The organism is Massilia sp. 01N417, assembly GCF_056399645.1.
Genome location: NZ_JBFTRS010000023.1, coordinates 90,190 through 100,405, shown reverse-complemented (window position 1 = coordinate 100,405; position 10,216 = coordinate 90,190). Strand labels below are relative to the sequence as shown.

Genomic DNA, 10,216 nt, shown 5'->3' with positions numbered 1-10,216 from the left:
GCCATGTACGGGCTCATCGGAACGGCCAGGCTGAACGGCATCGACCCCGAAGCCTGGTTGCGCCACGTGCTGACGCACATCGCCGACTACCCTGTGAACCGTGTCGACGACTTCCTGCCCTGGAACTGTGCCGCCAAACTGCCCGGCTGAACTCCGCTTCCCAGCGGTGTGACAAGCATCATCTCGTATCAGCTTCGGTAACTCAACACGGTGCTGGGACGACGCTTACATCTTGGCCGCGATGGATGTGATTGCTGCCCACTGCGACGGATACTCGCTGCCAGCTTCGCTGACCATGCGCACGGCGCGCTCGATGACTTCGGGGGAATACTTCGGTTGCTTCTTCATGGCTCCATTCTCTCAAACATTGGAGCCTCTACAAAACCCGGGGCGATTCAGGACGCCCAAGTGCGGGCCATTTCGCTACGCGTCGCAGCACGTTTTCTTGCCGATCATTTCGGCGACTTCGATAGCGAAGCCCAGATTCAGCAAGCGTTTCTCAGCTATTTATTGTTCAACGCGCAGTTCTATGCCGATGGTGAGTATGTGCCAACCCAAGAGATACTGGACCACCTGCATGCTCACGGGTTCGTCGAGGTGACCAGACAGTTTGTACGCTCGAACATCGTGTCGAAGCTTCGGGACCGCGGCGTAGTTATCGCCAGTTCCTCGCGCGGCTACAAGATCCCGACCTCCTACGTCGATGTCCTCGGATTTGCCGAACTGGTCGACGGAATCGTATGCCCCCTGCTCCAACGCCTGAAGCGTGCAAACGATATCTTTGAGCTCGGGACCGCCGGCGAGATCAACGTCCTGGCGGAGGAGCGGTTCAAGAAGCTACGCTCCATGCTGGGTCTGGAATCGGAATGATTGCCCTATACGGCGTCGGCCGCAGTCTGCAGCTCTTCCGTCAACGTTTTGTGCCGATGCCGGCCGTGCTCGTATCGGCGGTTTCGGTAGCGCCCTTCCCGCTATCGAGCAAAGGTCTTGAAGCTGGTGGCCAGCAGGTTGCCCTAGTAGCCGTCCGTGCATTCGGGCGTGAGGGCTTCGACGACCACTTCACCCCGGTGAGATCTGCTCGGCCGCCATATGCACCATCCGGCGCTGCAAGCTAAAAAAGTGCGACGCACATTATCACGTTGGTTAGTTGCGAATTACACGCCAATTGTGGGGGCGGGAACGACGAGCTATTGATCAGCCTTACAGAATTGCTGCATTGTCAAAGTGTAACGATCCACTTCCTACAACGAATAATCGCTGCGATTAACCAAGAGAGGCAGGTTGATTAACGATCAGCACCCACACGGCGGCGTGCCCTCAGGCATCCCCAATGTCTCCGCATTTACGACCGTCGTCGATGCCGGCAGGTTAAAAGGAAGCGGGACCAGCGGAACCAGCGATCTGTATGGCACTTGCGTGCAAGACGAGGTGTCGTCCTGCTCGCAGACGCGCACGCGGACAAACCGGATGCAATCGCTGCCATATGGATTTCTTAGGCAGTTTGCGTAATTGACAGCCGGACTGGCCGGCAGTGAGCCGGCCGGAATGGGCTCCATTGTCAAGTTCGATCCACTTTTCTGAATAGACATATAGTCGATCTTGATATGCTGGTCACTCACCGGATCGGCAAAGGCCAGCAATCCAGGGGAATCCCGTAACACAGCCCGTTCGCGAACATGTTGCATCGCCGTGGCGTCGCTGAAATCTGTATTGGCTGCGAGTGCAGCACCCCGGCGGGTAACCTCCTGCAAGGTATTGCAGATGTACATCGCCCGCGCCACCTCGATGACACCGAAAACCAATAATAAAAAGATCGGCGCGACGAGCCCGAACTCGACTGCTGCGACGCCCTGCTCCTTCCCAAGCGCCGTCCTTAGCCGCAAAGATTGTCTATCTGCCCGCATAGCCCATCGTATCGTCCGCTGTAAGGTTAACGCCCTGCCCGCTCACCGTGTAGAAGTCTCCGGTGATGGCCCCCAAAATACTGTCGCTCACCCTCATCCGAACCTGGACACGCACCGTCTGCGGAACGGACCATCCGCATTGGCTCAGGTCGCATTGCACAACGATGGTCCGCGCATCGAGGGCGGGCCTGATTTCGTCCGTCTCGGCCAAGACGATCGCCTTCGCGAGCGCTGCAACAGGCGCATCGGAATCACCTGCGCCTAGGGTCGTCATTTCGACATTCGTTGCGGTCGCAAGAAAACGCGTGGCGTCATGCGCTGCTTTTTGTGCGACGCTATAAGTCCAGAATACCCGCGCGTAAAACAGGGGCACTGCCAGGAAAAGCACGAGGATCGGAATGACAAGCGCCGCCTCTACTGCGACGCTACCCTGCTCCGACCGCCTGCGTAAGCCAACCGATAAAGTTCTCATGGGTACAGTTTCACTTGAGCGCGTAAGCTTTGTTCTGGGGCGAGGCCCGCGAATTCGGCGTAGAGGTGTGTGCCGTCCGACGGTACGGTCATGAAGAACCTTCCGATACCGGATACCGTGGYGGAATTGCCTGCAACGGGGCACGAAAGCAGAGCCACATTCAGTACACGCCGGTTGAGCTGGCCAGGAGGATGGGTCGGAGGAGGTCTCGTGTATCCCGCCTTGAAATACGGGGGGACGGACGGATAACCGGTAATGGCTTTCGGCTGGCCGGGGTTGTATAGCGTGTTCCAGCTCGTCGGGGCGTAGGGTACGTAGCCGCCTGCTGGTTCCGAGGCCGCATAGTTCACGGCTTTGGCGTATGACCAGAGCACACCGTATTGCCCTGCCGTGGTACCGCCTGGCGTCGGGTCTGGACCGGCCACTGTCCAGAGCTTGCCGTCCGCTGTGGAAGGTGCAGCCTCTTGTCTGGTCAGCGCTGTGCTCATCCAGGTGACGCCGCCGGCGATGTTGTACGCATATGCCTTGACGTTCGTATCGGGCGGTGCCGAATCCGGGCTACAGGGGGCGACTGCGGCATTATAGGTATCGAAGCGCGAGTTGAGGTGCGCGGCTACGTTGCCAAGGGGAAACGGCGAAGTAACTTTGACCGAGGCCCCCTTAACACGCGCGACAGCCATTGTTCCTGTACACACAAACGGCGCGATAGTCGCCGTAGCGGTCGCCTGGACGCCTGTGGTCCCCGGTGCGATGAAAGGGTCGATCAGGAATGTTTTACCGGTATCCGTCGCATCCGGATTGAGTTGCATGAGGTCATAGCTGACGCCACGACGGAAACCGTACTCCTCCAGTTCGCCATTACGATTCCGTGCCGCTTCCGTGCGCATGGCGCAGATTCCCAGCGGCGTTACCGCAATGCCGGCGCGTCCGGCGACAGCAGTGGCGCCGACCGACAACGTCGCCAAGTCCTTTGAAAAGAACTGCATGAAAACGGTCTGCACTTCGCCATATGACGCGTCGAGGTCGCTGGTCGCAACTTTTACATACAGGAGACCATTTGGAGCAGCTTTCGCGGCCGCGCTCGCATAAGAAATCCAGGGACCGCGTGGAGACGTGCTGAACTGGATTGCACTATCCGACCAAGCCATCGTCTTGTTGCTGTATTGATAGCTAAGTGCGCTGGGCGGCGTGGCGGTAAACCTTGCAACAACCTTTTGATGTGCATTGCTAATCCCCGTAGAAGTTCCATCAAGCTCATACGCTGCAGCGAGGGCAGCCGTGTCTGCCACATTCTGCATTTCCATCTTGCGGTTATAGACTTGGGAGAGCTCAAGTGCAAGCGCGCAAAGGCCAATGATAACGGGCAACGTAAAAAGAAACATGATGACCACGGCACCACTTTCGCCAAGCGGGCGTCCCATGAGCTGTCGACTGGCCGAGTGTTCGCGTGACACGCACTTTCTCGCTCTCATCCCCTCTCCCTAGAACCAGTTGATCTCCATTTTCCAATCGCATGGTTGGAGTCTACGAGCTCATTGAGTTAAGGAAATTGATGCTACGCAATTGACTTCTTGTGGATCTTCTCCTGCCACATCGGCGGCGCATTACTTAGCAGAAAGACGTTTGAGGTTGATGCAAAGCAGTCTTCTCGAACTCAGTGATTGCCACGGCGAAAACATTGACACAGAGTGGAGAGAAAAGATCGCCGATTTAGGCTCACTACATCACTTTGTGACACCGACCATATCGAGGCAAGATGAAAAACCGAAACGCTAAGCGGGAAGCATCGGCTCGAAACTCTGCATACACCGCATTTTTGTGCGCGGTTCTAGGATCCTTGCTGCTGGAGTTATGCATTTTTCAGTTACATGGCAAGCCACCCGCATATGTAACGAGCATAGTCATCGGCTTGGTACTTTCCGCCACCACGTGGCGCCGGGCTGCTCCCTACTGGATTGTGTTTGCAGAACATGCACGAGGAGCCCGGATCCAGAAAGACAGCAAATCGCTTTACGCTACAGACTTTGTTTCTGGACTCGTGCTGGCCGGCTTAGGATACCTCGGCGCCAGTCTTGCTTTAAGCGGCTGGTTTACACCGGTCTCGGCCTTTGCGGTCTGTTTGTTTTTTTTCCCATGGTCGCGGGTTTCCCTCTTCTACCATGGCATGCTTCTGCCTACTGTCGTGATCGGGCTTGGGGCAGCTGTCCCTATGTTTGCAACGGCACAGTTACCGCATCCGATAATGCTGCTTCCCGGGGTATGGGTGCTCTGGTTAACATCGATTTTGGCCTGGGTTCATCTTCTCGTCCTCAGGACCGAAAAACACGACTTGCTAGGCTCAGCCCCACATAAAACCGCCGAAACTCCTGATAGCGTAACGCACAGCTAAATAGCTTGGCTGCGATAACCAACGAGGTCTCGCATTTTGCGCCAAGCTCCGTACCAGTCCTCGTCTCTCATTGGCCTGCCGATGGTTCGATACCCGAACTGCTGGGCACAAGCAACCGCCGGCGCAGACCTGCCCCCTACACGCAAGAACAGCCCTGAGCCAGCTTGCTTCTATCCTCAGACCCTTCCCGTCTCACCACAGGTGCACTGCCAGGTCGCTACCACGTAGGCCGGCATAACGCCGCAACATTCTGATGTCGCGATGCCCAGTGATCTTCCCGATCAAAACGTCTGACAGGGTGGTCCGCTCGTACAAGCGACAGGTTGCCTCGTGACGCAGATCGTGGAAATGCAGGTCTGTCGCGCCAATACTGTCGAAGGCATTTCTGAACACCCGAGACACCTCGGCCGTGGTACGGTCGAGCTCGCGAACTGAAGTATCGCCGTTCCAGTACGGGAACAGCCTGCCTCCACGCGCCCCGATCGCTGCTTGGCACGTTGCGATGTGCTCAGCGAGAAGCGTACAGGCAACACTGGATAACGGAACCTGTCGGTTGTCCCCATTTTTGGAACGATCGAGATAGATAGTCCGCGCGACTAAATTGGCCTGGGTTAGATCGAGCGTGTAGCACTCGCGCATTCGCATGGCGGTTTCAAGCACCAGGATAAAGAAGACTCGGTCATCACCCTTCAAGGCCGCGACGAGTAGCTTCTCTTCTTCGGGCAACAGCCGTCGGTCCCGTTCCACGTCTTCTCGTGCATGCCTCCCCTCCTTGGCAAGGATTGCCGCGTCATGGTCCGTGTATGTTGCGAAGCCTCGTTTGAGCAGCCTTAGCGGGTTCTGCACCATTACGTCAGGGTGCTTACGGGTCATCCAGTCGAAGCAACGCGCCAGTGCGCCGTGGCGATGCCGGATAGTCGACGGCGCCAGGTTGGCTTCCCGCTTCATCGATGTGACCCAGGAATCGGCCCAGTCGTAGTTCAGGTTGCTGGTACTGATCATCCCAAGTTCTGGCGTTACGGTATCCAGTAGCTTTACGTCGGACAAAGGAACAGCGTTGTTCCGGATGTACTCGGTGATGCAGCGTGCGATGGTCCAGGCGGCACGCTTTGGCGGCTCCTGCACGAGCAACGAGGCCGGAACGATACCTTGAGCCAGTAAGCGTTCAAGTTGAGCGCCATACTGCTCGGCCTGTTCGTAGGTGTCGAATGTGGCCCAAAGGGTCTTTGGCAGCAGCTTGTTCTTGACGCAGAGCTGGAAGCTGCCAGAACGGGTTTGTTTGATCGATGCCATGGGAACCCTCAGTGTGATTCCCGAATAACGGCTGATCTGTAACGGCAATTAGGCCGTTTCACCGGTAGGTGCACCTCCCAATGAGGTAGGTCATAAACCCACTCTAAAAGCGAGCTCAACAGGTGCTGTAGAGGGAAGATTGGAGGCGAGGACGGGAGTCGAACCCGTCTAGACGGCTTTGCAGGCCGCTGCATAACCGCTTTGCTACCTCGCCCGAGGAGACTTGACGATGCTGGCATGGCGGGTTATCGAACCACATCAGCACGGGAAGCAGGACTTCCCTGAATTCTGGAGCGGGAGAAGAGTCTCGAACTCTCGACCTCAACCTTGGCAAGGTTGCGCTCTACCAACTGAGCTACTCCCGCTTAGGAGTTTTTACTGCACCGGACGACATCACTGGAGCGGGAGAAGAGTCTCGAACTCTCGACCTCAACCTTGGCAAGGTTGCGCTCTACCAACTGAGCTACTCCCGCTTAGGAGTTCATCGCGATTACTACGGTAAGCCTTTTGGAGCGGGAGAAGAGTCTCGAACTCTCGACCTCAACCTTGGCAAGGTTGCGCTCTACCAACTGAGCTACTCCCGCATTGGAGTCTTACTTACTGCCTGGTACTGCTTTTTGCTGCCCCAGCATGAACTGGAGCGGGAGAAGAGTCTCGAACTCTCGACCTCAACCTTGGCAAGGTTGCGCTCTACCAACTGAGCTACTCCCGCGTCGCTGGAAACTGCGATTATAACTTATTGCATTCTACGCTAGCAAACTTTGGAGCGGGAGAAGAGTCTCGAACTCTCGACCTCAACCTTGGCAAGGTTGCGCTCTACCAACTGAGCTACTCCCGCTTCGTTTCGTTTGCTGCAATGTCTCGCAACAGGCAGGCATTATAGAGATGCTGAGCTATGTGTCAAGGATGGCTCAGTAGAAATCTTATGCGGCGCCCGATTTTTCCTTGATCAGCGGCCAGGCGCGGCGCAGATAGTAGAACATCGACCAGACCGTCAGTACGCCCGCGATCCACAGCAGGATCTCGCCGGCCAGGTGGGTGTCGTAGCTGACGAACAGCGGATCGTGGAACAGCAGCAGCGGGATCGCGACCATCTGGGCTGCGGTCTTGATCTTGCCGAGCGAGCTGACGGCTACCGACTTGCGGGCCCCGATCTCGGCCATCCATTCGCGCAGCGCCGAAATGGTGATCTCGCGGCCGATGATGATGAAGGCGATGATGGCGTTGACCCGGCCCAGCTCCACCAGCACCAGCAGCGCGCCGGCCACCATCAGCTTGTCCGCGACCGGGTCGAGGAAGGCGCCGAAGGCCGAGGTCTGGTTCCAGCGCCGGGCCAGGTAGCCGTCGAACCAGTCGGTGATGGCGGCGACGATGAAGACGAGGGTGGCGGCCAGGTTGCGCTCGGCGACGGGCAGCCAGTGCGTGGGCAGGAAGTAGACGCCGACGACCAGCGGGATGAGTGCGACGCGTAACCAGGTCAGGAGAATCGGGATGTTGAAAGGCATAAAACGCATTCTGTGGGATGGCGCCGCTAGTCTACATGGCTCTTGCCTTTTGAACCAGTTCAACTCGTCCGTATGGACGGGCGGCGTCCTCCCCGATCAGTGCAACTGCCTGTAAATCTCTTCCGCCAAAGTACTCGAGATCCCCTCTACCGACATCAGATCCTCGACGCTGGCGTCGATCACGCCGCGCAGGCCGCCGAAGCGGGCCAGCAGCTTCTGGCGGCGCTTGGCGCCGATGCCTTCAATTTCCTCCAGGCGCGACGCCTGACGGGCCTTGGCGCGCTTGGCGCGCATGCCGGTGATGGCAAAGCGGTGGGCTTCGTCGCGGATCATCGCGACCAGCATCAGCGCCGCCGATTCCTTGCCCAGCTCCTGGGGGTCGCGGCCGTCGGCGAAGATCAGGGTCTCGAGGCCGACCCGGCGGCCCTCCCCTTTCGCCACGCCGACGATGCTGCCGACGTCCAGGCCCAGCTCGGAGAACACCTGGCGCGCCATCTCGACCTGGCCCTTGCCGCCGTCGATCAGGGCGATGTCCGGCATCACGCCGTCGCCGCCCGCGACCTTCTCGTAGCGCCGCATCAGCACCTGGCGCATGGCGGCGTAATCGTCGCCGGGCGTGATGTCGTTGATGTTGTAGCGCCGGTATTCGCCGTTCTGCATCTGGTGATGGTGGAAGACCACGCAGGATGCCTGGGTCGCCTCGCCGGCCGTGTGGCTGATGTCGAAGCACTCGATGCGCAGGGTATCCAGCTCCTCGGCGTCGAGTCCCAGCACCTCGGCCAGCGCGCGCGTGCGGGCCTGCTGCGAGCCTTGTTCGGACAGCAGGCGCGCCAGCGAGATCTCGGCGTTCTTCTGCGCGAGTTCCAGCCACTGGCGGCGCTGGCCCTGCGGCTGGAATACCAGGTTGATGCGGTGGCCGCACTGCTCGGTCAGCGCATTCATCAGCTCCGGCATGTCGAAGAAGGTGTTGAGGATGAAGGTGCCGGGAATGTACTTGTCGCCGTAGTGCTGGGCCAGGAAGGCGGCCAGCACCTCGACCTCGATTGGGCTCTCTTCCACCGGGTTACCCAATGCGTCGCCGACCTGGGTCGGGAAGTAGGCGCGATCGCCCAGGTGGCGGCCGCCGCGCACCATCGCCAGGTTGACGCAGGCGCGGCCGCCCTGCATCACCACCGCGATGATGTCGACGTCGGCATCGCCGGTGGTTTCCATGCTCTGGGCATGCAGCACCTTCGACAGCGCCTGGATCTGGTTGCGCACCGATGCCGCCTGCTCGAATTTCAGGTCCTCGGCAAAGGCCAGCATCTTCGCGTTCAGGTCTTCCAGCACCTCGGTCTGGCGTCCGCGCAGGAATTTCGCGGCGTTGTCGACGTCGCGGCGGTAGTCCTCGGGCGAGATCAGATCGACGCAGGGACCGCTGCAGCGGCCGATCTGGTGCAGCAGGCAGGGCCGCGTGCGGTTGTGGAAGACGCTGTCCTCGCAGGTGCGCAGCTTGAACACCTTCTGCAGCAGCTGCATCGATTCCTTGACCGCCCAGGCGCTCGGGAAGGGGCCGAAGTACTGGTTCTTCTTGTCCAGCGCGCCGCGGTAATAGGCCATGCGCGGGGCGTCGCCGCCGCTGATCTTCAGGTAGGGATAGGACTTGTCGTCCCTGAACAGGATGTTGTAGCGCGGCTTGAGGGTCTTGATCAGGTTGTTTTCCAGGATCAGGGCCTCGGCCTCGCTGTGCGTGACGGTGGTCTCCAGGCGCGCGATCTGCGAGACCATCATCGCGATGCGCGGGCTCGACAGGTTCTTCTGGAAGTAGCTCGAGACGCGGTTCTTCAGGTTGCGCGCCTTGCCGACGTAGAGGACCTTGTCCTCGGCGTCGAAGTAGCGGTACACGCCCGGCAGGCCCGGCAGCTTGGCGACCGTCGCCAGCACCTGCTCGCGGGTCTCGGCCGTGGGGCGGGCGCCGCCCTGCGCATCCTTGCTGATGGTGGCGTTGAGTTCTTCCTTCATCGCCTGCCAGGCGTCCGGACGGGCGCGCGGCGATCCTTCCGGCTGGCCTTCGGCCCTGGCGCGGTTCTTCGCGGCGCGGGCACGCTTGCTCGGCTCCCGGGGTTCGGCCGGCAGGACCGGCATGGCAGCGCCGCCGGCGGCCACGTAAGCGGCCGGAGATTCATGAACTTCAGGAGCGGCCGGCAGATCCGGCTGCTCGTTTGAGCGAACTTCCTTGGTCACTTGAGTCCTACTTGTTTGAGTCTGGCTCCGGCGCCTGGGTCACGATCACGAAGGCGACGCCGTAGTCGGCTTCGTCGCTGATCGTCACCTGCGCCGTGAGGCGGTGTTCCCGCATGAATTCCTCGAGCGCCCCGCTGCAGACGATCACCGGCTTGCCGCTGGGCGCATTCAGCATCTGGGCCGAGCGCCAGGTCATGGGCATGCGCATGCCCAGCCCGATCGCCTTCGAGAACGCTTCCTTGGCCGAAAAGCGCGTGGCCAGGAAGCGCAGCCCGCGCACCTCGTTCTTCGCGCGGCGGGCCTGGTATTTCAGCATTTCCTGCGGTCCGAGGATCTTCGCGGCGAAGCGGTCGCCGTTGCGCGCGAGGGCCGCCTCGATGCGCGAGATCTGGACGATGTCGGTACCGATCCCGTAGATCATGGGCGCGCC

Annotated in this window: 11 protein-coding genes and 6 tRNA genes; 3 read left to right on the top strand and 14 right to left on the bottom strand. The window is 59.6% G+C overall.

Annotated features, from left to right (window positions below; translation table 11 throughout):
- Nucleotides 1–150: transposase domain-containing protein (locus AC1DOQ_RS21975; protein ID WP_477369098.1), on the top strand; the 150-nt coding region annotated here is incomplete at its 5' end.
- A 75-nt stretch (nt 151–225) separates the two neighbouring features.
- Here AC1DOQ_RS21975 and AC1DOQ_RS21970 read toward each other — a convergent pair.
- On the bottom strand, nt 226–348 hold the full coding sequence (locus AC1DOQ_RS21970; RefSeq protein WP_477369100.1) for a hypothetical protein: 123 nt from the start codon (nt 346–348) through the stop codon (nt 226–228).
- A gap of 60 nt (nt 349–408) precedes the next feature.
- Between AC1DOQ_RS21970 and AC1DOQ_RS21965 the strand changes: the two genes are divergently transcribed.
- The gene (locus AC1DOQ_RS21965) at nt 409–870 is read left to right on the top strand and encodes a hypothetical protein (RefSeq protein ID WP_477369092.1); all 462 of its coding nucleotides are present in this window, start codon (nt 409–411) and stop codon (nt 868–870) included.
- A 422-nt stretch (nt 871–1,292) separates the two neighbouring features.
- Here AC1DOQ_RS21965 and AC1DOQ_RS21960 read toward each other — a convergent pair whose 3' ends face one another.
- The 3 genes from AC1DOQ_RS21960 to AC1DOQ_RS21950 are packed head-to-tail and all read right to left on the bottom strand — an operon-like array spanning nt 1,293 to nt 3,767.
- Nucleotides 1,293–1,904, bottom strand: coding sequence for a TadE/TadG family type IV pilus assembly protein (locus AC1DOQ_RS21960; protein ID WP_477369090.1), 612 nt, complete (start codon nt 1,902–1,904; stop codon nt 1,293–1,295).
- Nucleotides 1,891–2,376 (bottom strand): TadE family protein, encoded by a 486-nt coding sequence (locus AC1DOQ_RS21955; protein ID WP_477369088.1) that lies wholly within the window; start codon nt 2,374–2,376, stop codon nt 1,891–1,893. Before AC1DOQ_RS21955 ends, AC1DOQ_RS21960 begins: the two co-directional genes overlap by 14 nt.
- Complete coding sequence (locus tag AC1DOQ_RS21950; RefSeq protein ID WP_477369086.1) at nt 2,373–3,767, bottom strand: pilus assembly protein TadG-related protein; 1,395 nt, start codon at nt 3,765–3,767, stop codon at nt 2,373–2,375. Before AC1DOQ_RS21950 ends, AC1DOQ_RS21955 begins: the two co-directional genes overlap by 4 nt.
- 365 nt (nt 3,768–4,132) lie before the next feature.
- Here AC1DOQ_RS21950 and AC1DOQ_RS21945 point away from each other — a divergent pair, with 365 nt between their 5' ends.
- Nucleotides 4,133–4,765 (top strand): hypothetical protein, encoded by a 633-nt coding sequence (locus AC1DOQ_RS21945; protein ID WP_477369084.1) that lies wholly within the window; start codon nt 4,133–4,135, stop codon nt 4,763–4,765.
- 192 nt (nt 4,766–4,957) lie between these two features.
- On the opposite strand, the gene AC1DOQ_RS21940 is transcribed toward AC1DOQ_RS21945, so the two are convergent.
- From AC1DOQ_RS21940 to acpS, 10 genes are all read right to left on the bottom strand, one after another.
- Nucleotides 4,958–6,058 (bottom strand): site-specific integrase, encoded by a 1,101-nt coding sequence (locus AC1DOQ_RS21940; RefSeq protein WP_477369082.1) that lies wholly within the window; start codon nt 6,056–6,058, stop codon nt 4,958–4,960.
- A gap of 140 nt (nt 6,059–6,198) precedes the next feature.
- Nucleotides 6,199–6,272, bottom strand: a tRNA-Cys gene (locus tag AC1DOQ_RS21935).
- Between the two features lie 75 nt (nt 6,273–6,347).
- Nucleotides 6,348–6,423: transfer RNA gene (locus AC1DOQ_RS21930), tRNA-Gly, on the bottom strand.
- Between the two features lie 32 nt (nt 6,424–6,455).
- Nucleotides 6,456–6,531, bottom strand: a tRNA-Gly gene (locus AC1DOQ_RS21925).
- 35 nt (nt 6,532–6,566) lie between these two features.
- Nucleotides 6,567–6,642, bottom strand: a tRNA-Gly gene (locus AC1DOQ_RS21920).
- A gap of 52 nt (nt 6,643–6,694) precedes the next feature.
- Nucleotides 6,695–6,770 (bottom strand) — tRNA-Gly (locus tag AC1DOQ_RS21915).
- A 50-nt stretch (nt 6,771–6,820) separates the two neighbouring features.
- Nucleotides 6,821–6,896, bottom strand: a tRNA-Gly gene (locus AC1DOQ_RS21910).
- An 85-nt stretch (nt 6,897–6,981) separates the two neighbouring features.
- Nucleotides 6,982–7,563 carry a CDP-diacylglycerol--glycerol-3-phosphate 3-phosphatidyltransferase gene (gene pgsA, locus AC1DOQ_RS21905; protein ID WP_442121550.1) on the bottom strand — a complete coding sequence of 194 codons (582 nt, stop codon included), beginning with the start codon at nt 7,561–7,563 and terminating at the stop codon, nt 6,982–6,984.
- 96 nt (nt 7,564–7,659) lie between these two features.
- Nucleotides 7,660–9,564, bottom strand: a complete 1,905-nt coding sequence (uvrC, locus tag AC1DOQ_RS21900; RefSeq protein ID WP_477369096.1) for an excinuclease ABC subunit UvrC — start codon at nt 9,562–9,564, stop codon at nt 7,660–7,662.
- Between the two features lie 229 nt (nt 9,565–9,793).
- Nucleotides 9,794–10,207 carry a holo-ACP synthase gene (gene acpS, locus AC1DOQ_RS21895; protein ID WP_477369080.1) on the bottom strand — a complete coding sequence of 138 codons (414 nt, stop codon included), beginning with the start codon at nt 10,205–10,207 and terminating at the stop codon, nt 9,794–9,796.
- Nucleotides 10,208–10,216: the final 9 nt, after the last annotated feature.

What these genes read in the sequence shown, in the direction of transcription:
- AC1DOQ_RS21970 (WP_477369100.1), bottom strand. Translation starts at nt 348, where the DNA reads ATGAAGAAGCAACCGAAGTATTCCCCCGAAGTCATCGAGCGCGCCGTG.
- AC1DOQ_RS21960 (WP_477369090.1), bottom strand. Translation starts at nt 1,904, where the DNA reads ATGCGGGCAGATAGACAATCTTTGCGGCTAAGGACGGCGCTTGGGAAG.
- AC1DOQ_RS21955 (WP_477369088.1), bottom strand. Translation starts at nt 2,376, where the DNA reads ATGAGAACTTTATCGGTTGGCTTACGCAGGCGGTCGGAGCAGGGTAGC.
- AC1DOQ_RS21945 (WP_477369084.1), top strand. Translation starts at nt 4,133, where the DNA reads ATGAAAAACCGAAACGCTAAGCGGGAAGCATCGGCTCGAAACTCTGCA.
- AC1DOQ_RS21940 (WP_477369082.1), bottom strand. Translation starts at nt 6,058, where the DNA reads ATGGCATCGATCAAACAAACCCGTTCTGGCAGCTTCCAGCTCTGCGTC.
- pgsA (WP_442121550.1), bottom strand. Translation starts at nt 7,563, where the DNA reads ATGCCTTTCAACATCCCGATTCTCCTGACCTGGTTACGCGTCGCACTC.
- uvrC (WP_477369096.1), bottom strand. Translation starts at nt 9,564, where the DNA reads ATGAAGGAAGAACTCAACGCCACCATCAGCAAGGATGCGCAGGGCGGC.
- acpS (WP_477369080.1), bottom strand. Translation starts at nt 10,207, where the DNA reads ATGATCTACGGGATCGGTACCGACATCGTCCAGATCTCGCGCATCGAG.